Origin of the sequence: Lysinibacillus cavernae (genome assembly GCF_009724685.1) — a bacterium.
GTDB classification, from domain to species: Bacteria; Bacillota; Bacilli; order Bacillales_A; family Planococcaceae; genus Lysinibacillus; species Lysinibacillus cavernae.
Map to the genome: position 1 here is coordinate 33,987 of NZ_WMEF01000011.1, position 21,957 is coordinate 55,943.

At 37.0% G+C, this 21,957-nt stretch carries 15 protein-coding genes; 7 read left to right on the forward strand and 8 right to left on the reverse strand.

The features are described 5' to 3' along the window. Positions 1 to 31: 31 nt before the first annotated feature. The gene (locus GJU32_RS18385; RefSeq protein ID WP_155593380.1) at positions 32 to 1,597 is read right to left on the reverse strand and encodes an ABC transporter substrate-binding protein; all 1,566 of its coding nucleotides are present in this window, start codon (positions 1,595 to 1,597) and stop codon (positions 32 to 34) included. Between the two features lie 99 nt (positions 1,598 to 1,696). On the opposite strand from GJU32_RS18385, the gene GJU32_RS18390 reads away from it, so the two are divergent. Continuing rightward, positions 1,697 to 2,653 carry an ABC transporter substrate-binding protein gene (locus tag GJU32_RS18390; protein ID WP_155593381.1) on the forward strand — a complete coding sequence of 319 codons (957 nt, stop codon included), beginning with the start codon at positions 1,697 to 1,699 and terminating at the stop codon, positions 2,651 to 2,653. A 36-nt stretch (positions 2,654 to 2,689) separates the two neighbouring features. On the opposite strand, the gene GJU32_RS18395 is transcribed toward GJU32_RS18390, so the two are convergent. Continuing rightward, positions 2,690 to 3,676, reverse strand: coding sequence for a helix-turn-helix transcriptional regulator (locus GJU32_RS18395; RefSeq protein ID WP_155593382.1), 987 nt, complete (start codon positions 3,674 to 3,676; stop codon positions 2,690 to 2,692). Between the two features lie 77 nt (positions 3,677 to 3,753). Continuing rightward, the gene (locus GJU32_RS18400) at positions 3,754 to 4,920 is read right to left on the reverse strand and encodes an MFS transporter (RefSeq protein ID WP_155593383.1); all 1,167 of its coding nucleotides are present in this window, start codon (positions 4,918 to 4,920) and stop codon (positions 3,754 to 3,756) included. Between the two features lie 230 nt (positions 4,921 to 5,150). Between GJU32_RS18400 and GJU32_RS18405 the strand changes: the two genes are divergently transcribed. From GJU32_RS18405 to GJU32_RS18425, 5 genes are all read left to right on the forward strand, one after another. Beyond that, complete coding sequence (locus GJU32_RS18405; RefSeq protein WP_230875090.1) at positions 5,151 to 6,122, forward strand: ABC transporter substrate-binding protein; 972 nt, start codon at positions 5,151 to 5,153, stop codon at positions 6,120 to 6,122. Between the two features lie 97 nt (positions 6,123 to 6,219). After that, positions 6,220 to 7,848, forward strand: coding sequence for a helix-turn-helix domain-containing protein (locus tag GJU32_RS18410; RefSeq protein ID WP_155593384.1), 1,629 nt, complete (start codon positions 6,220 to 6,222; stop codon positions 7,846 to 7,848). A gap of 34 nt (positions 7,849 to 7,882) precedes the next feature. After that, the gene (locus GJU32_RS18415) at positions 7,883 to 9,070 is read left to right on the forward strand and encodes a helix-turn-helix domain-containing protein (protein ID WP_155593385.1); all 1,188 of its coding nucleotides are present in this window, start codon (positions 7,883 to 7,885) and stop codon (positions 9,068 to 9,070) included. A gap of 45 nt (positions 9,071 to 9,115) precedes the next feature. Next, the gene (locus tag GJU32_RS18420) at positions 9,116 to 10,114 is read left to right on the forward strand and encodes an ABC transporter substrate-binding protein (RefSeq protein WP_155593386.1); all 999 of its coding nucleotides are present in this window, start codon (positions 9,116 to 9,118) and stop codon (positions 10,112 to 10,114) included. Then, on the forward strand, positions 10,111 to 10,911 hold the full coding sequence (locus GJU32_RS18425) for an alpha/beta hydrolase (RefSeq protein WP_155593387.1): 801 nt from the start codon (positions 10,111 to 10,113) through the stop codon (positions 10,909 to 10,911). The genes GJU32_RS18420 and GJU32_RS18425 overlap by 4 nt, the downstream gene beginning before the upstream one ends. Before the next feature lie 96 nt (positions 10,912 to 11,007). On the opposite strand, the gene GJU32_RS18430 is transcribed toward GJU32_RS18425, so the two are convergent. The 3 genes from GJU32_RS18430 to GJU32_RS18440 form a co-directional block, all read right to left on the reverse strand. Then, positions 11,008 to 11,283: a TroA family protein gene (locus tag GJU32_RS18430; protein WP_155593388.1), complete on the reverse strand. Its 276-nt coding sequence runs from the start codon at positions 11,281 to 11,283 to the stop codon at positions 11,008 to 11,010. 179 nt (positions 11,284 to 11,462) lie between these two features. Next, entirely contained in the window at positions 11,463 to 15,704 is a 4,242-nt protein-coding gene (locus GJU32_RS18435) for an S-layer homology domain-containing protein (protein WP_155593389.1), read from the reverse strand. Positions 15,705 to 16,241: 537 nt separating this feature from the next. After that, complete coding sequence (locus GJU32_RS18440; protein WP_155593390.1) at positions 16,242 to 17,819, reverse strand: sensor domain-containing diguanylate cyclase; 1,578 nt, start codon at positions 17,817 to 17,819, stop codon at positions 16,242 to 16,244. Positions 17,820 to 18,349: 530 nt separating this feature from the next. On the opposite strand from GJU32_RS18440, the gene GJU32_RS18445 reads away from it, so the two are divergent. After that, positions 18,350 to 19,534 (forward strand): CaiB/BaiF CoA transferase family protein, encoded by a 1,185-nt coding sequence (locus GJU32_RS18445; protein WP_155593391.1) that lies wholly within the window; start codon positions 18,350 to 18,352, stop codon positions 19,532 to 19,534. A gap of 39 nt (positions 19,535 to 19,573) precedes the next feature. Here the strand turns inward: GJU32_RS18445 and GJU32_RS18450 are convergent, their stop codons facing one another. Then, positions 19,574 to 21,049, reverse strand: coding sequence for a hypothetical protein (locus GJU32_RS18450; protein ID WP_155593392.1), 1,476 nt, complete (start codon positions 21,047 to 21,049; stop codon positions 19,574 to 19,576). Between the two features lie 200 nt (positions 21,050 to 21,249). Then, positions 21,250 to 21,804 carry an HPP family protein gene (locus GJU32_RS18455; RefSeq protein ID WP_155593393.1) on the reverse strand — a complete coding sequence of 185 codons (555 nt, stop codon included), beginning with the start codon at positions 21,802 to 21,804 and terminating at the stop codon, positions 21,250 to 21,252. Between the last annotated feature and the right edge of the window lie 153 nt (positions 21,805 to 21,957).

A 21,957-nucleotide genomic window follows, 5' to 3' on the forward strand; every position in this document is an offset into this window, starting at 1 on the left:
ATGCATGAAAGTGATTTGTTGCCCTGTACTTTTATGATGTCAGTACTTGCATTAATTTTTGTAATTGAGCCGCTGTAGATAATGGATCGTATCCATAAAATAATTCATACTGATTAATAAAATACACCTGTTTCTTTTGCACAGCCGTAAGCGACTGCCATTTTTCTGAATGTAACACGTTTAAAAAACGCTCTTTTTTGAAATCTTTCGTAGGAAGGGCCGTTACGAATATATAATCCGCTGGAAAGTGAACAATATCTTCAATATCTACTGTTAAATAACCTGTTTGGTTAATATTTTGTGTAACAATCGCATCTGGTCGCCTAAAGCCTAAATCTTCATATAATATGTGACTCCCTCTCCCATGGCTACTATTTAGACAATAAGCTTCATGACTTCCGATTTCCCAAACAATAGCACTACCCCTTTCGCCAAGCTTTTGATCCAGAATATGGTTACAGAGAGCTATCTGTTCATCATATTGCTGGAGCCAATTCTTATACACTTCTTGTCTATCAACGATATTGGCAATAAGCGCAAATTGCTCTCGCCAGCTTAACTGTTTACATGGCAGCTCCAATACTGGGGCTACTGACAGTAATGCTTGTTTTTCCCTGCCGCCACTGTAGTTAATAATGACATCTGGACAGGCGGCTGTTATCTCCCGATAATTTGAAGTAATATCATACTCATAACCCTTAAGTTTCTGTAAAGAAGGTACAGATTTGATACCCTCTAGAAATGGCGAGTACACCCCCAAAACTGGCGTAATGCCAAGAGCAAGTAAGCATGCTGTATGATTGGTATTGAGTGCAATGATACGCTTAGACTTCTGATAATAGACTGTCGGCGATACACCCACAAACTCTCTAAATTTCCGACTGAAATAGGTCCCCTCACGGTAACCAACCTCATGAGCAAGATCATCTAATTTCGGCATTGCAAACAATAATTTTTTCTGCGATTCTCGTATTCTTAACAACGTTAAATAAGCACTGTAGGTATAGCCTGTATGCTTATGGAACGTACGTGAAAAATGCTCTGGGCTTACTTGTGCTTTTTCTGCCATTTGCTCCCTTGTTAATTCGTCACGGAAATGTAGATTAATATAATGAAGCACCTTATCAATCCATAAGCCTTCTTGTTGTTGTTTATTATCACGTAAATGGCTGTACAACTCTTCTAGCATTTCACCAAATAATTTTTGCAAACGAAACGGATTACTCCCCCCAACGGTCGCTTCCTTCTCTACTTCTTTAGCTAAATTCATGAGCCGATATGAACAATGTTCCATTAAAGTGGCCTCTTGTAATAAGCTATCTCTTTTGGAACCATATGCACGGTATTGAATGACGATCCCCGTACTTTCCCTTGTTTCAAGTAGATAAAAATCATCCGTATCTTCTAAAAACATAACAGAATTTGAACTAAGCTGAATCGGCCTACCTTGAAGCATACACATGATATGTCCCTCATAAACTATGACAATAAACGGGTGTGTGAAATGTACTTCTTTGCAACTTACCATTTCTTCTAATTTTACTATTTGAATAGGTTGATAAAATACATGGGACAGTAACTGATTATCTTTATACATTATAGTTCTATCTCCTAAACACTTAATTGATATTGATTATCATTTTCATTATAATAAAATAGAATAATAGAAATCAATTGAATTAGGAGGTTAATAGCTTTGGCAAAGTTTTTAATAAAGAATGTCTTCTTAGCTGGCATTTTAATTATATCCATTCTTTTAGCTGCATGTGGCGAGCAGCCCTCTTCTTCAGCCGATAAAACGAATGAAGAAAGCTCAAATCGAGTATTAACAGATTCAATAGGCCATGAAGTGACCATTCCTAAAAATCCTCAGCGTATCATAGCTCCCTATCTAGAAGATCATCTTGTAGCATTAGGTATTAAGCCAGTTGCTCAGTGGTCCGTAAAGGGCGGGACATCTATCCAAAACTATCTTCAGGATTCTTTAAAAGACATTCCAACGATTGAATTCGATCTTCCCTTCGAAGCTGTTACAAGCTTTAACCCAGATTTAGTTGTAATCGGTTCCCCTGAAACTGCTGAAGGCGAAAAATATGAGCAATATAGCAAAATTGCACCGACCTATGTAATGGGAACAGAGGATAACAATTGGCGTAATAAACTCTTGAAGGTGGGTGAAATTTTCAACCAAACAGATAGAGCAAAGGAAGTTCTCGCACATTATGATCAATTTGCTAAAGAAGCAAAAGAAGAAATTGATCAGAAAGTTGGCAATCCCTCAGCCACTGTCATCTGGAATATGAATAATACAATCTATATGGTAAGTGACACAGCTTCTAGTGGTGTGGTTCTTTATGAAGATCTTGGGCTTCAAGCACCGATGCTTGTGAAAGAAGTATCCGCCTCTGCCGCTGGTAATTGGTCACCAGTTTCGTTAGAAAAATTTGTACAAATTGATGCTGACTATCTTTTTGTTATTAACAGTGATCGTGCAGGTAGCTCTGAATTGTTAAATGATCCCCTTCTAGCTAATATCCCTGCCATTAAAAAAGGCCATGTTTATGAGTTTGACCAAAGTTCAAGTTGGTTATATTCAGGGGCTATAGCTAATCGTCAAATCATTCAAAATGTCTTAGACAGCATTGCTAAGTAGAAAAACCCTTCAGCGTCGGCATAACGCTGAAGGGTTTTAGTGTGAACTATACTTTACAAATTCTCGAGGACTCAGCCCATATCTCTCCTTAAAAACCTCAGCAAAATGACTTGCATTTGAATAGCCAACAGCATTTGCCACTTCCATGATATTTGTTGCTCCATTTTGCAGTAAATAACAAGCCTTTTCTAATCGTTGCTCACGTAAGTAGCCGAATACCGTTGTACCATACATTTCTTTAAACCCTTTTTTCAATTTATAATCATTTAAACCAATTATACGAGACAGCTCCATGAGTGAAGGAGGGTTCACTATATTTCCCGCCATGATGGATTTTGCTTGAGATAATTTAGCTCTATCGTCCCGTGAAAATTCCATTGAATTTGGAGGGTGAGGGAAAAAAGATTGGAAGGCTCTTGTTAAAAGTTGTAAGGCCATACTTTCTAACTCCAAATTAGTCATCCGATTAGTTGCTATGCCTTCTACCAGTTGTTTTACCATAAACAAATCAAATGGATCTATCTCCTCTTGAAACAAAAGATAGGGAGATCCCTGAAGAATCTTCGAAAATTTGGTAGAAGCACCGTCATTGCCGTTGATTTTTTCCATGTAATAATTAAAAGTTGTTACAGGAATACCGATGCCAACCATCTGATAAGGCTCATCTTTATTAAATAAAAAATTTGCCTCTACTTGCTCCATCAATTGCAAAGTACATGTTCCTGCCGTTACTTCATATTCACAATTGGAAATTTGAACGCCACGTGTCCCTTGCAAGCAGTAGCTAATTTCCACCATTGGCTTCGCTGTATAGATATTCATTCGTTGTTCTTGCTGAAATGAATAATCCGATACTACCACCTCTAAATCTGCACGAGGCATATAACGGTGTATTGTCCCTTCCTTCATTGTTGATTGGAATGTCATATATTGTGTTGCTTTTTCCTGTGGTTTTAATATTTCTAATGCATGGAAAAATTGTGTGAAATTTTGATGAAAGTCTGTATTTATCGCGTTCACCATCCCTCAGCTATTTATTGAGAATAATTATCAATAATTAACCAAAGTATAGCAAAGGTACATTTTTTCTGCTATAAGAATTAGTATTCTTCTGTTGTTTCAGTAGTTAGTGTAAATGCTAGCAAGATACATACCAAGAAAACCATCGCTCCGAAGCCATAAGCCACTGGAAATCCTCCAACATGCTCAATTAACCAACCTGCTAAACCTGGTCCCATCATTTGACCAACTGCATAAAAAATGGAAATAAATCCGATAGCAGATGCAATATATGTAGGTGGTACTTGCTGACTTGCCTTCATCTGGATCAAGACAAGAACACCACCGAGCGATGAACCCCAAATAATGGAGGAGCATATAAACCCTCCAATATTTTTAAACATTATTGGTAGTAAATCGCCGACAACTGATAATAGTAATGCTGTTGTTAATGCCTTTTTAACGCCCATTTTATCTGCTAACATTCCCCAGAATGGAGCGCCTCCAATCGACACGATTCCCGCAATGGCATAAATGGAACCTGCTAGCCCGTTGGATAGTCCAAGGCTTTTCATATAGCTTGTTTGATATAGATTAGGAATAAGATAAACTAGACCAACAGCAAAATAAATACCTGCAATGATATACAGCTGCTTACTGCGCCACGTTGTTGTTTTTTCCTGTACGCTATCCTTTTTAATAGGACTCGGTTGCTCAATTGTCCAAAACGCTAACAACATGACAATCAGTGTAAAAATGGCAAAAACTAGCCATACTCCTCGCCATCCTAACGTAGGAAATTGTTGCAGCATAAAGGGTACGAGTAAACCTGATAAAAGCATCCCAATTCCAGCTCCACTCATTAACAGCCCCATGACAGTCCCTCGTTTCTTAGGGTATAGGCTAATAGCTATAGATAGTAATGGCGTATACACAAGTGCACTTCCAGCCCCTGCAAAAAACAGTGTGATAGCAGCCCCCCAGAAGTTAGTGACGAACACTAGACCTAGTAACCCTAAAACAACATAGACTCCTCCGACTAATAAAACATTTTTTGCACCAATGCGCATTGTAAGTACTCCTGAAAGTCCAACTGCTAATAAATAGCCTAAAAACAGCATTGTACCTAAATAACCAGTCTGTGAGGTCGTAAAGCCCAATCCCTCCTGCATAAACGGTAAAATAATGCCATAGGCCATACGTGCAAATCCTGTCGTTGTTACGATTAATAGCATACCTGTTATGACAAACACCCAAAATTTTTTCATTTGTATACTCCTCCTATTACATGCATCTTAGTTCAGTGAAAGGCCCTTTTCCACCTATGGAAGGATGCTTATACGGTTAAACGGATTTTATTTTCCACCATATAAAATTGAGACATTGCCTTTTTGGATAAACTTCAATGACTTATCTTTGGTTTGTCCATTGTCCTTAGACAATGACTAAATTATGCTAACCTATATCGATAATGATTATCATTTATGGAGGAATAGACGTGAAAAAATTAAATCGACATATGCTCATTTGTAGCCTATTACTACTGGTTGGAATCATGCTAGCTGCTTGTGGTTCTAACAATGAAGAGGCAAAAAAGGAAGACACAAAAAAAGAAGAAACAACAGCAGCAGAATCAACAACTCGTGTCTACAAAGACTATATAGGTCATGAGGTAGAAATCCCTGTAAAACCTGAGAGAGTGGTTTATCATGGGGAAGGATTCGGTGATTTGCTTGCTTTAAATATCAAAACAGTTGGTGCAGGCTTCTCCTGGATTACCAATTATGCTTGGGAAGATCGTGTAAAAGATGTGGAGGACGTAGGTTTTCCAATTAATGTAGAGAAAACATTGTCATTAAAACCAGACCTTATTATTATTGGTACTTCTGATGAAAAGACCTATTCACAGCTTTCTAAAATCGCACCAACTATAGTATTTGATACTTTCGCTCCTTTGGACCAACGTTTAACAGAGCTGGGCGATATACTTAATAAAAAAGAAGAAGCAGCTCAATGGATAGATGATTATACGGAAAAAGCAGATAAAATGTGGGAGTCTCTTGTAGCTGACGGCACTGTTAAACCAGATGAAACAGCATCCGTTTTAACCTATTATCCAGGAGATCGATTATTTGTAATGGCTCGTGCGGGACTTTCTCAAGTTTTATATGATTCAAATGTTCTTAAGCCTGGGGACAACATTCAAAAAATACTTGATGATGGGACAGGCTTTGCTGAAATCTCCACAGAACTTCTTCCTGAATATGCTGGTGATCGAATTTTCATCTTAACGCCAGCAGATGATGAAGCGAAACAATCGACAAAAGATATGATGGAAAGTCCAATTTGGAAAAACCTACCTGCTGTAAAAAATGGGCATGTATACACGATAGATATTCAAAAAAGTGATAGCGACGCTTCAACAAGAGAGTGGCTGTTAACAGAATTACCTACTATGTTAAAAAAATAGATTACAAGAGACATTTCATCTTTGTTGAAATGTCTCTTTACTTTTTATACAATACAGTTAATTGATAATCATTTTCATTTAACAAGGAAGTGAACAGATGGAAGACAATATTTCAACTTCTTTTAACAATAATTTACTATTTCATTTGGAAGATATTGACTGTATTTCACAGAGCTATCCGTTTATCTCAACGTCTCACCATACGATGTTACTTTTTACAGATGCCTGTGGGACATTAACAATTGATGATATTCCCTATTTGGTGACGAAAGGGAAAATTTTTCTTATACCACCTCATTCTATGATTGATTTATCGGATTTAACTAAAGAATACTGTTTCTATAAAATTACCTTTACAGCTTTTCAGCTAAAACATGAGCGCCCTTCTCCCTATCTAGAATCCATTTTTTCTGATGTGGCGTATACCATTTATCCGAATACGCGCTTTAGTCGACTTACAGAAGATTTATATCATTTAAAGTCTAACTCGGATTATCTTAAACAACAGGGGATCTTGTATGAACTATTAAATTTATTATTTGAACACCAGCTTCATATGAATTACCAATTAACTATGACAAATGCTGTTGAAGAAACAATCAACTATATACATAAGTATTATCAACAGCCTTTAACCGTTAAAATGCTTGCGGAATTAGCTCATATTGCTCAATGGCAATATAGTACGATCTTTCAAACTCTAACAGGGAAGAAACCGCTAGATTATATTACAGATTTACGTCTTACCAACGCAAAGGAATTATTGCTACAAACAAATGAGCCACTAAAGGATATTGCACTGCAAGTTGGATTTGATGATGAATATTATTTTAATCGCCGCTTTCGACAGGTAGTTGGTATTCCGCCGAAACAGTTTGCACGACAATATAAGCAGAGAACAGTTGTGAAAGATTGGACTGGACATGAGGTAGCCATTCCAGCCTCGCCTCATCGCATTATTTATCATGGCGAAACATTTGGGGATCTGTTGATTTTTGATGTTCAGCCAATAGGTGGTGACAAAAAATCTATTAGTAAGTCTTTTTATAAAAACCATGTTCCATACATTAAAGACGTTGCATTTCCGATTAATCTAGAAAAATCTTCGAAGCTAAATCCAGATTTAATTATCTTTACCAATAATGACGAGCAGCAATATCAGGCCTTATCATCTATTGCACCAACGATTACCTTAAATTCATGGGATTCCTTAGAAGAACGCATTCTTTTATTAGGGCAATGGCTTAGCCAACAACAACGAGCAGAGGATTGGCTAACTCGCTTTAAAATCCAGGAAAAAACAATGTGGCAGCAGCTACAAACAGTTATAGAGCCTGGTGAAACTGCATCTGTTTTAACTTTTGATCATGGTAAACGTCTTTATGTCATGGGCTGTACAGGTCTATCTCCTGCCCTGTTTCATCCAGATGGATTTCAGCCTCACCCGCAAGTCAAAAAATTAATTCAAGCAGGCATGGGGTATAAGGAAATTCCGATAGATCACTTGCCACGATACGCTGGTGATCGAATTTTTATGCTTTTATCTGATAAACCCGAATCGCAAATAGCAACGATGGAATTGATGCATAGTGATATTTGGAAAGGGCTCACTGCTGTACAAAACAACCATGCTTACTTAGTAGATACTACAAAATGGAATTTTAGCGATGCCTTTACAAGAGAGAAGTTACTAGGTGCATTACCAAAATTATTGGTTACTACGTAATTTCTATACTTAAACTCAAGGGGTGACATGTTATATGAAAATGGAAAGCATAACAGATAGAATAACTACTCAAATATCATTAAAGGATATACGGGATTACATTGCCAAAAACCATCAACAACCTCTCACGATAGAGCATCTAGCACTCATTTCTGGACTAAGTGCTAGCTACTTTGGAGAGGCCTTTAAAAAGGCATTTGGTCAAAGTGCTACAGATTATTTAACAGAGCTGCGTATTGGACATGCCAAACAATTACTGCGTGACACAGATCTATTACTGCGTGAGATCGCTAGAAAAGTTGGCTATAGTGATGAATTTTATTTTAGTCGGAAATTTAAAAAAGAAGTTGGGGTTTCACCTTCCGCTTTTAGTAAAATAGCTCGCCAACGAATTTCTACTTTTTCTGTGTCCGCTACTGGGAATTTATTAGCACTTGGCATCATACCCGTTGCAGCCCCATTGAACGCTAAGTGGAGCCCTTATTATTACAATCATTATCAAGATAAAATTCAAGTGCATGTCAATATATTTGATGCAGAATCAGAGGATAACTTTAGAAAATTAGCCTCTGCAAAGCCAGATATTCATATTTTTCAGGAAGAACCATCCCTATCCATGTTAGATTGGCTTCACACAATTGGCGTTAAAAATGTCTATATACAAGCAAAGGATTGGCGAACACAACTAAGAGAAATTGCAGTTGCTGTCAAAAAGCAAAGCCTAGGTGAGTATTTTATTCAAACATACGAACAAAAAGCATTACAAGCAAGACTAGAGATTAAACAAGTAACTGGTGATGATACTTTTGCCGTTCTACGATTATGTGGCGACCAACTATTTTTATATTGTAATAAAGGAATTCAAGATGTGCTTTTTATGGATTTGCAGCTGCACCCTGTCGATGCGCAACAACAAACATGTAACGAGCTTATTACACTAGAACAGCTAGTAGACTTAAACCCAGACCGTGTACTATTTATCATTTGTCCCGATTCGCCAACTCGGAATTATTGGCTCACTTTACAATACCTCGACAATTGGAAAAAGCTCCAAGCCGTTAAAAATGGCCATGTCTATGTTTTGCCATCGAACCCATGGTTTGAATACTCTGCAATTGCTATCAATCGGATGTTAGATGAAATGTTACTGATGTTAACCGGAAAAAATCCAAATCCTTTTCCTGCCCCCGTCCATGGTATCGTTTCTGACAGTGAATTATAATTCCATTTGAGAATGATTATCACCGGAAGGAGACTTTGATGAACAATGAAAACCAATTGTCGTAATCACGGTACAACGATTTTAAAAGCTATTTATGTATTAGCTACTCTATTGCTGGCTATTGGCATACTTACTGCCTGTAATACTGAATCGAGTAAGAAAGACGCACAGAAAGCAACACAAGCAACCTCAGAAAGTACAGCAGAGCAAAGTGTTTATCCATTAACAATAAACGATGAGGTTGGTAATGACGTTACACTAACTGCTAAGCCTACTAAAATATTTGCACCTGTCATGGAGGATTCTTTACTTGCTTTAGGTGTTAAGCCTACTATGCAATGGTCGAATGGTGTTAAACCACAGCTCTATTTACAAGATCAGCTACAAGGTGTACCCGAAATTAGCTTTGCAAGTGGCCCCCCATCAGCAGAAGCCATTATGGCAAATAAACCAGACTTAATTATTTTGCCCAATTCATTTTATGTTGAAAACGGCACATATGAAAAATATGCAAAAATTGCACCAACCTATGTGTTCAATAATGCAGCAAGTGATTTAGAAGGTTCTATTAAAGTATTGGGACAGCTGCTTGATGAACCAGATAAAGCTGAGCAAGCCTTACAGAGTTATCAGGAAAAGGTGGATGCAGCAAAAACAAAGCTAGCGCCCACGACAAAAGGCAAAAAAGTAGCGTTAATTCGTTTTAATGCAAAAGGTATGTTTTTCATGACCGATGAATATTTCAGTGGTTATGTCTTAACACATGAATTAGGATTTGAACAAAGCAGCCTCGTGAAAAACGGTGCCTTTGAGGTGTCACTGGAAATATTACCTGAACTAGATGCCGATTATATTTTCCTAATCAATGATGGCAATCTTGGAGATGAATTTATTAACGAATTGAAGGACAGTAAAATCTGGCAAAGTACAGCTGCCTTCAAAAACAATCAAGTATTTGAAACATCTGAGGATTATTGGCTAAATGGGGGAATTCATGCACAAGGAAAAGTGATAGAGGATGTATTGGAGTTTTTAGCGCCATGACAACAATGACAAAGAAACTTTATCTATCAGAAAACTATTTTGAATATGCCATGACATCCCGCCAACAGTTAGACTATCGAATTTTAATTGCTGCCCCAACAGACGCACCACCAGCTGATGGCTATGCTGTTATATATGTCTTAGATGGGGACGCACTTTTTCCAACACTTGCAGAGGCAGTAAAATTACAAACACGCAAACCAAAGGGCTATGATCCCATTGTTGTAATAGGTATTGGCTATCCTTCAAAGGAACCTTTTGATATGGAACGACGCTGCAATGATTTTACATTACCTGTTCATGAAGAAAATCTGCCCCCACGTCCAGATGGTACACCTTGGCCTCCTAACGGGAAAGCCAATGATTTCCTAGACTTTATTGAGCATGAGCTAATGCCTACTGTGGCAAAGGAATGGCCTATCAATAAAAAGAAACAAGCGATTGTTGGTCACTCATTAGGCGGACTTTTCACACTATATGCTTTATGTGCAAGACCCCATTTATTTAGTCATTTTGTTGCAGGCAGTCCTTCTGTTTGGTGGGCTGACAATGCCGTACTTAAAGAAATAGAAAAATTCGTTGAAACTTGGAACGGTCAGCACGCTATTAATCTCCTACTTACAATCGGTGCTAACGAGCTGCCAGATATGCTAGAGGGGGCTGATCTAGCAACCGAACGAATGAATCGTTTAGGCGACAAAAACGTTCACACTCATTATGTGAAGTTCGATGAGGAGGATCATGTGAGTGTCCTGCCTTGTATGCTTAGTCGACTTCCTCGGTTTATTAATTCCTAGCTGAAAAACCCAAGTGGTCATTTGTCCACTTGGGCTTTTTGCAACTTAGGTTATTGGAAAAAAGGCTAAGTATCTCCACCTAGCCTCCCTATTTGCTTATTTTGATAACATATTTGGAAATTCCTCTAGCAACATGCTACTCGTTGTCATATCATCATAATTCCATTTATCCTCAATGAAATGTACTTTATTGTTTTTCACAGCAGGTAATGAGTTCCACAGCGGCGGCTCTTGCTTCAATTCATCAAATGCCTTTTGAGCTTCTTTATCTGCAGAAAGTAAAACGAATAAATGATCACCTATAAGTGTCTCATGTAGCATTTCTTTAGTAATTTCAATATATGGCCCACTATTTGGTTGTAGTGCTTGCACCTTCTCACATAGAAATTCCGCTTGATACCATAGGTGTATACGGTAATTGTCACATTCATAACGGTATAACTTTCCTGTCTATTTTCTTTACTTCTACCATTATTGAGGAAAATTTACCATTCATTTTTATAATCAAAAAAACACTAACTATTAGAATTCATAGCTAGTGTTCTTATATTCTACGGTGTTCTAGGTTGAATTAATACAAAGTTTGGAGCCGTTGGAGCTGTTGACTCTTTTGCATAAACTATATTTCCGTATTTATCTTTAGTAAATAGATATATTTTTTGATCTTTCTGGAATACGTTTGTAGAATTTGGATTATTGCTTGTTTGTATTGCTGTAAACGTCTTAGCAGAACTTGCATCTGAAGGTTTTGTTATTTGTCCCTTACCATAAGATATTATTGCACCACCAGGAATATCTGTATAATTACTATTATCAGCTCTAACTATAATATCCCTAATATTATCTAATGTTAGTTCATAGCCATCCGAAAGAACTGCATAATAGTAATGCTGATCCCATGTTATATCTGCGTTCAAGTTTGCTACAACCTGAACCTGTTTTGAAATATTTATATTACTTGGGAATTGTGTATCAGGTAACAATGTCGCCGAAGTAATTGTATTTACTTTTGTTGGATATTTGTATTCTGCTTTTTGTTTACTAAATATCCATCCACCTTTATCCTTAACATTCGCATTAACTGTAATGTCGAAGCTTTGCGTTACTTCATTAGCAAACTTAATAATCAATTTACGAGGCTCCCACTCTTTTTTAGCTGAAGTATCTTCCCAATCCCATGTATAAGTAGGAGAGATAGCATTACCTGTTTCAGGATCAACTAATTTAAAATCGGAACCAGTTAAATCAACTGCCTCAGAGAAAGTCACTTCAAATGTTTTGCCATCAAGCTGTTTAAAGATTGGGTCTTCTACCCTTGGTGGAGTACCATCAGAGAAGAATTTATATGCCATTATCCCTGTACCAGATACACCTGGTGTCAAAGCCATTGTTTTATTTTGCTTTTCATCATAAGTATAAACTTTTGACTCTGTACCAACTTGAAGCATAGTCGCATTCTTATATCTATCTTTAACTGCTACATACAGCTCGTAATCCTGATGAGGTTCTAAAGCAAGACTAATTTCATTTGTATCCTTTCGCATAGTACTTGCACGTCCCCTATCAATTACCTCCTCAGCACTTGTTGGTACAGGAACTGCTGTGTCACCGGCTTTTCGAAGAATATAGTGATACGTGCCCTCTTCATTTGACATAAATTTAAAAGTAGCATTTTTATTACCTTCAGCTATTTTAATAGAGGTATTTTCAATCTTTGGTGCAGTTCTATCATCAATAACATGTTTAGTTTGTATATCTGAAACATTTCCTGAACGATCACGTAAAACCATATAGATTGAATAGCTCTTAAATGGATCTAATGGTGGCGTTGTATTTGGTAATGGGATTAATACCTTTTGTTTTCCTAATTGGGCAGGCTTGTTACCTCCACTACCGATAATTGCTACATCCGCTGTTCCAACATTAAATGTCTTTTCATCTAATTGGACAGCTTCAATTAAACGCAAACGATCATCACGTGTAAGCGTTAATCCTGATTCCATAATTAAATAATGGTATGTTCCTGCTTTTGTCGCATTAAACTCTAGAAGTGTTTGATCCTTTGTACTATTAATTACTGGTTCTCCAATAATTGTGAGGATCGGTCCAACACTATCATTATGAATATATTCAGCAGTATTTCGCGGAACTGTGTTATTAGGAATATTATTAATATTTTCAAATTCGATATCAGCTAAATCTTTGACCTTTGGTGATATTGTAACAACTAGGTTATCACCATTAACAAAACCTGTTAGTGATGGAATGGTGAAAATAAGTCTTTTCTGCGCTTTACTATAGACAACCTTTGTAGGATGGATTGGTTGCTGATCACCTTGGTTGACTATACCAGTCCCAGAAAGGTCGTAGTTCTCTATTTTTTCTGCAGAAATAGGATCTAACTCTTCACTAACAGTGACATAAAATTCATTTTTAATTTCATCAAGTTTTACAAGTTCTCCACCAACAACATATGGTGGTACATTATCAAGTGCCTCAGTTTTAAAATCTTTTACCACAGCAGGGTCTACCGAGAAGTTACCTGAATCATCCTTCATCACTACATAAAGTTGGTACAATGTTTCAGCCTCTAAACCTGTTAACTTTCCTTCTACCCCTAGTTTACCAGCGATAGCTTTTCCTGTACCAGTTGGATTAGCAACAATATCTGCCGTCGTCGGGTCAGCAGCTGTTGTTTTCTTACGTACATAGTAGTAGTAATCTCCAGGTTCACTCGCTGTAAATGTAAATTCAGCACGTGTTCCACCATGTAATTCTTGGACTTTTAGATCCTTTACCACTGGTGGTGATGCATCTTTCATTTGGAACGATTGTGACACAATATCGGATGCATTTTTCGAACCGTCTACTACCATGATGTAGATGACATATTCTTTTTTCTCACCTAGATTTGAAACTTTAACCGAGTTTGTACCTTTGACTGCGGCTCCACTGCCGTATGCTACGTTATCATTTGAAAGATGATTTACCATTTCACGTTTATTTGGTGCCTCTGCACCCTTTTCACGGACAATATAATAGTACGTACCGACTTCATCTGACGTGAAGTCTGCCTGAATCTCGCTGCCATTTAGCACTTTGACATTTGTAATACTAACTGTTGGCTTTGTTTTATCATCAGGGTTCTGATTCTCGTTTTCATCTTTATCGATTGGTTTGCCATCAGGATCAGTGATAGTACCTATATTGTCTTTATCATCTAGGAAATCATCAAAAATATTATTTGGAGATCCGTCCTTAGGTAAAATAACTTTATCAATATACGTATAATCTCCAATATCAATTTTGCCATATGAATTACTAACAAATAATGTACCGATACGACCATCAATATACAGCTCAAGATCTGTGTGGCTATTGTAATTGATCCAATCGATATTTCCTGAACCATAGATTGTAAGTTTTGTTTCGGTATTTAAATTCAATGTGCCAATATTGCCTTGAATTTCAAACTCTCTCACATTTCCAATAATGTCTACGCGAGGTAGTTTTGTATTTGTTTCGATTTTTGTACCAGTTTGAGATACAACTAGTCGGGAAACACTGCTGTTATAAAATTCAAGGTATTTTTCAACATTTTTCATTTCCTGCTTTTCTTTAGACCAGTTCACGAATGGCTTGTCTTTATCAGAATTTGGGTTTGTCCAATTTTGGAGGTCATTCGTTGAATTGTTATTTGACGAATCTTCATCTTTGTTATTATCTGGATTTGACCAATTGATAAATGAGATATTGTTGCTTGCCACACGCCCAAGAGCTAATGGTTGCTTATTAGTAGCACCTAAATTTAACGGTGGACGAACCGTTTCGTTAACAAACATTGTCCCTGTCAGTGTCATATTAGAAAACTCAATATAGTTCCCGTTCACCACAATCGTTGCACCAAAAGAACCGTAATCACCATCAAAATCAAGGGAGCGCGAGCTTGTTCCACTTGCATTGAGTGTTAATTTTGAGATGGAGCGAATTCCTTTACCTGAAAGATCCCCCTCAATGAATGCACCTTTTAAAACGGGCGCATTGTATTCGTTAAAAATATGAGCAAGGCTTTCTGGAATTGTATAAGATTGACCATTTATATAAACGGCATCATCATCAACATTTGTAATTTTGTAAGATGTTTCATTGTTCTTCTTCTCTTGTGAACCCACCACAAATGAAGCAAATTGTCCGCGTGTTACGGCATCAAAAGGAGAAAATGTAACAGGTGTTGTACCCTTTGTAATATTCAAATCAATTAATGTTTGAATATAGATAGCATTGCTTGTTTGGCTATTAACATCTTTGAAAATATTATTGTACGTAGGGGATACCTCTAGATGGAATCCAACTACTACTATTTTGGCTAATTCGCCTCGAGTAAGCACTTCATTTGGGATAAATGTGCCGTTTGAATAACCAGACATGATGCCTGCATTTTGCAACGCTGCAACATATTTATAATATACACTCCCCTTAGGTACATCCTTATAATAAGGGTCTTGAATATTTTTTGTATCCAATTTTAAAGCAGTTACCAGCATTTTCGCTGCCTCTCCACGTGTTACACTCACGTCTGGGCGGAAAGTATTATCCGCAAATCCGCTCATCACGCCCTGAGAATATAATTTTAAGATTTCGTTATAATTATCCGAGTATTGGTTAATATCCGTAAAGGGAGAAGTAGCCGCTGCCGCTTTTTGTGGTGAAGGCACTACAACTGCAATTCCACTTGAAGCAAATACCGTTGCAATCAAGGCTTTATTTACTTTTTGGATTTTAGATTTATCCATTCCACTCTTCCTTTCACCTATGTATTTTGATACGTACAAATTTCATTTTCCTAATACCCTTTATATCGACCAAAGGCTGGATAACCTTCATAGATAAATCTAAAATAGTTAGGTAAAATTCTTGATAATGATACTAGTTTGAGAATACGCTGCTCTCTCTTTGTGAGGAGTGGGGCTTTTTTAAGCTTCATAACTGAGCGAGGCTTCTTCCTTTTGAGTGGAGTAACTCTTTTTGATCACTTTCACACCCCTTCCGAGCGGATTCTATGCAGGAATACACCAACAAAAAAGCCAAGGAGCATCGGTGCTCTCTTGGCTTTCACGATATATAGGCATACATCTAGTCGTACTTGTGGGTGTCATAAGGGAAAGGGGGATAACCTTACGTCTTGTCAAGTCGATCAAGAGATGTGACCCGAGTTACATATCATTTGAACTTGGATTAGAAGTCATATGGCGAATGACTTAAAAGTAGCTTGCCCAAATGATGTTTGCATTAATCATTTACCCCCAAAATTAAAGATGTAAGCACATTTGTTATAAATTTTTACTCAAACTTTGTTCGGCAACCTTTACTTGATTGCGTCCCGCTTGTTTCGCAAGATATAATGCACCATCAGCCGCTTCAATTAATGCCTCAGTGCTATCTGCCATTTCTGGATATACAGCAATTCCTGCAGATAGTGTTACAGGTCTACCACAAGGGCTTTCTGTAGTCGCTAGAATTTCTCGCAATCTTTCTGCCACTTGTGCTGCCTCTTCTTCTGTAGTATTAGGCAATAGCATGACAAATTCCTCACCACCATATCGACAACACACATCCCCTTCACGTGCCACAGATTCCATATGTTTAGCTGAAAATTGTAAAACTTTATCTCCAACTGCATGACCATATGTATCATTCACACTTTTAAAATGATCTAAATCTAGCAAGATAATCGCGTGCGAGACATTACTTGCTAGCCACTCAGCGAGCATGGCATCCATCGTACGTCGATTGGTAACGCCTGTCAGTGGATCGACTGTTGATTGATCCTTGAAAAACATAACTTGTCCATGTAAAAACGATAAACTCCGTATTAAGACATTTTTCAAAGAGGAAGCTTCAAAGTACCACCCACTAACAGATTTTAAACCTTCCACATTTTTCTTATCTAGGCTTTCCTCTGTTAAAGTCGCTAATTGCTGTAATGGGTTGGCAATGCGCGCTGCAGCCCAAAGTACAATAATAATAGAAACAATCATAAGCGGGACAGATTTTATAATAACGTCCTGTACACGATCAAAAGAAGGTGCTAGTGCTATATCTAAAGGTTTCTGAGAGACAACCCCCCAACCTGTTGAAGGCACTGTACTATAGCCTGCAAGCATTTTCACTCCTTTTGTGTTCTCAACTAATTGAATACCATTTTTGCCAGACATCACAGCTTGAACCACTTTATTTTTTGTTACAACATCATTAATACGGCTTGGGTCCTGATGATAGATAACACGTCCATCTGAATCGACTACATATACGTAAGAACCATCCTTACTATAATGTTCCCCTAGTAACGTTTTAAAGGCATTAGGTTCCTTTAAATAAATAGTCCCTGCTACCATACCTAAATATTCATTTGACTCAGAGAAAATAGGATGGGATATAAAAATGATGAGGCGTCCTGTCATCGCCTCATAAGGTTTAGAAATGGTTGGTGTCTTTTTGGATAACGCCTCTTTACCTCCAATGGATGTTAAAACCTCCCCTTTAATTTCAATTGAAGGTGGTGATACAGATAATACAAGTCCCTCTGCATTTGTTATTACCACAGAATTGAACATTTGATTTTGCAACCTCAAACGCTCCGTTTCCTGATTTAGGGCATCCTCATCTTCCATTTTGTCTCTCATTTGATTCGCACTATAGCCTAAAATTTGATGGGCTTCATGGAGATAAGACTCTGCAGTAGATGCCAGTTTCTGAGCATAAACTCGATTTGTTTCAAGTGTATTCTCCTTTATCGAGTCAACATTCATTCTGTATCCGCCCCACACACTGCCAATGCTCGTGAAGAAGAATGCTGCCATCGCGACTCCCATAATTAAATGCTTTAATTTTAAATGATGTGACTTCATTACTTCCCTCCTATTTATAATAGTTTTGTATATATACCTTGAGAGATAATTTGTCGAATTAGTGACTATTATAAGCAAAGACTCCATTAGGGAAAAGTATCATTTCATAATGGCGTAGGAAGTACCCATCCAAACTCATAAAATAACGCACCTCTAGGATTGTATCAATAAAGTGGGTTGCAGCATATGGACATCTAGTAAATTTTGTACGTCATCACATCATGCTTTTCACAAGAATGAATTTTCTAATAAATGACTATTGTTATCTGAAATTTGACAAGGCATCTAAATTCTAAATTTTTTTACTTTTATTGTTATTCTGACATATAAAATTTAAGATGTTTATTTTATAATAAAAAATAGCATAGGCAAGTTAAGATTTATTCTGTTATAATACTGATTAAATTAAATAAAAACTGTATTATTACAGAATTTGCAATACGCTTTTCACACAATGGGGATTATGAGAAAAGCGCTACGCTGCCATCGTAGGGATGGTCGTGTAGCCTACAAAAAAGGGGTTGGAAGATTTGGGTATTTTAAAGGGGTTAAAAATTCTCGATTTTTCTGCATTACTACCAGGACCAATGGCAACAATGATATTTGCTGATTTAGGAGCTGATGTCATCCATGTTGAATCATCAAAGCGCGTTGATTTAACACGAATTATGCCTCCCTATGATGATGATCATGAGGCATACATCCATCAACATTTAAATCGATCTAAAAAATCCATTACATTAAATTTAAAATCGCCAGACGCTATAGACATTGTTAAATCACTTGTACAAGAGTATGACGTTATTATCGAAGGCTTTCGACCAGGTGTCATGCAACGGCTTGGCCTCGGCTATGGAGCGCTTAAAGAAATAAATCCAAAGGTTATTTATTGTGCGATTACAGGCTATGGACAAACTGGACCTTATAGCAATCGACCTGGACATGATAATAACTATCTTTCATTGGCAGGAGTACTTGACTATTCACGCCATAAGGATAAAAAACCTGTCTCCATGGGCGTTCAACTAGCAGATATAGCTGGTGGGACAATGCATGCCGCAATTGGGGTACTGGCTGCTGCCCTTCATCGTGAAAAAACGGGAGAAGGACAATTCATTGATATTAGTATGACAGATGCTGTATTTTCACTTAATGCAATGTATGGCTCAGCATTTATTGGTGGTGGTCGTGTACCACAGCCAGAGCAAGAAATTTTAAATGGTGGCAGTTACTATGATTTTTATAAAACAAAGGATGGACGCTTTTTCTCTGTCGGTAGTTTAGAGCCTCAATTTCGTAAATTGCTCTGCGAAGCACTCGATATTCCTGAGTTGATTGATAATACCTTTAATGATTCCTACTATACGCAAATTCGTTTTAAGGAAGCTGTTCATGATGCATTTTTATCAAAGACGTATGAGGAGTGGCTTGAAGTTTTTAACGAGGATTTTGAAGGTTGTGTAGAGCCCGTTCTCACATTCCCAGAAGCATGTGAGCATCCGCAGCTAAAAGCAAGAGAAATGATAGTAGCGATCCCCAAAAGTGATGGCTCAATGCAAAAACAAATTGCATCTCCGTTTAAATTTGATGGTTCACAGCCCGAATACAAGCATGTGGGTGCTAAGCTCGGCGAACATACGGAGGAAGTTTTGCTATCTTTAGGTTACGATGCTGAGCGAATTAAAGCGTTGCAAGAAAATGGTGTGTTAGAATAAAAAGGAGTGTCTAATACTGTGACGTATTAGACACTCCTTTTATACATACGCACTAATAAACATGCGCATGTTTTCAAAATGGTCATCAATTAGCAAATATTTTTTATAGGTCTCCATTAATTTTTCAAAAAGCTCGAACTGTTCAGTTACAAATAATACTCTTAAAATATTTAGCATATGCAGGGAGGCACTTTGTGCTACAACATGATACGGTACATCAGGTTGACGATAATTACGCCGCCACTCTTCCACAGATAAACCAATATGCTGTAGTGAGTTATTAACATGTAGTGCAATGTCCTGTTGAACATAGGCCTCAATAGCAATAAGCTGTTCACTACTAAAGTTTTTTTGTACTAATGAAGCATTAATTTTTTTATTAGACGCTAGGACATGTTCTTTTAACAGAAGTAAGCCATCCTCATAACGTGCAAATTTTACATAATGATCAAGTAGAATAGCATATAAATTTTCTAAATAATTTAGTTGATAGTTTTTAATAATGGCAGGCGGTGTTGGTTTACGATTTGGCAATAGCTCCTTATACTCCAGTAAAATTTCGATAGCGTAATTATTTAAACGTTCATCTTCTAATAAATATTCACCATAATGTATAACCTTTTCGCTCTGTTGTTCTCTATTTGCTATATGAAATAGAATATAGGCAATTAACACTTTTTCCTTCTCTGTTAGTGCATACATTGAGTAGCGCCATTCCACTTCAAATGAAGTAATAAATGCTTTGACATTGTTATAATCGCCCTCTGACAAACAATAATGTGTAACAATTTGATAAAGACGCAGCTGTTTCTTTGCCAAACAGCTTGCATTGTGCTTATCCACATGAGTTATACACTTATCCAGCATCAATTTATAGTTATTCACAAAGTTATCCACATGTTCACAATTTCTTTTCACAGATTGCTCGAAATGTCCCATTATTTCATAAAGAAATGTGAATTGCTCTAAAGGTCTGTGGATAAGTAGTGAATAAACTTTTTTCGTGAAAAGCCAATGCCAAAATGATTCATATTCTTTATACATCATATGCACTAAATATTCATCTTGAAATTTATATAAAATAATTGTTTGTAGCTCATTAACTGGCATTTCTATTTGCATTCGTTTGCCAAATACTAGCCAAATTAATCGTTCTAAGTCTATTGTGTGTTGCGCGAAGAGCTGTTCAAAAAAAGTCTCTTTTCCTTTTTGTGTATAGAAAAAAGCATTGAGCCGTTCATTCACAAATTTTGCATCTAAACTATATTTGTCAAAATACATTTGCATTTCTGTTGATACACGACCCCAATATTTACGAGCAGTGGAAAAGGCAATATTCTTAGCCGTTTCTTCGTTTACTAAAAACAGATTGGGTGAGAGCGAAGTACCAAGTATTTTTGGATCTTCATGCAGATTAGACTCTGCCTCAAGCCATGTTGCTAGTAAATTTTCAGCACCCTTTTCACTTCTTTGTTTATAAGCCATGAATAATTGCTCATCACAGTCCAACAGCATACAATTGGAGCCTCCCATCAAATTCGACCAACAAAGATCTTCCCCTATTATTAAAATACATGTTTTTAACACTCTTTCTTCAATATAACAAATCTTAACTAACATATGCTAAAAAAATAGTGATATGCATAGTGAAATCGCTATCAAACATAAAAAAATCCATCTATAAAGTGGAGCACTTCATAGATGGGAAATCTTCATCACCAAAATAGTGGATATTTTCTTGTTTCTCGTAAATTATTTATCAACAATCCGAACAGCACAATAATGACTGCACCAATTAATACTGGCATTACTAAGTAGCTCCAACCATAGCCTCCTAAAATAATAATAATTGGATTAGCACCCGCAGGAGGGTGAATGATTCCTAAAAGGGCCATAAAAAATATGGTTAATCCAACACCAAGACTAATTGACAGCATACTAGAGCCTAGTAATGTATACATTGCCAAACCAATAAATGCTGAAATGAAATGACCACCTATAATATTTCGGGGCTGAGATAATGGTGCATTCCAAACAACAAATACAAGTACGCAGCTACCACCAAGTGATGCCATTAACCAAGGAGCAGCTGTAAAATTTGTTAACCATAGCAACACAAAAATACATATTAAACCGCCTATTGCTCCTGTGAAGGCATCCGCGAAATTTGTTCGAGAAGGAGCATGACCTCCTCCTCTCATTTTTAAAATAAAAGGTTTTATACTATTCTTTTTCTCTAGTTTATTTTCCACACCTAAGAACTCTGTCATTCGACACCAACTTTTCTATTTTACACTCATCTATTTAATGCTGACATATTGATCGTTATTAAACTTTAACTATTATATCAACACAACAATAGAATTCAATCTAAACTTCAAATTTCAGTCAAATATTTACTTTTTCAACTTGTATCTCATACA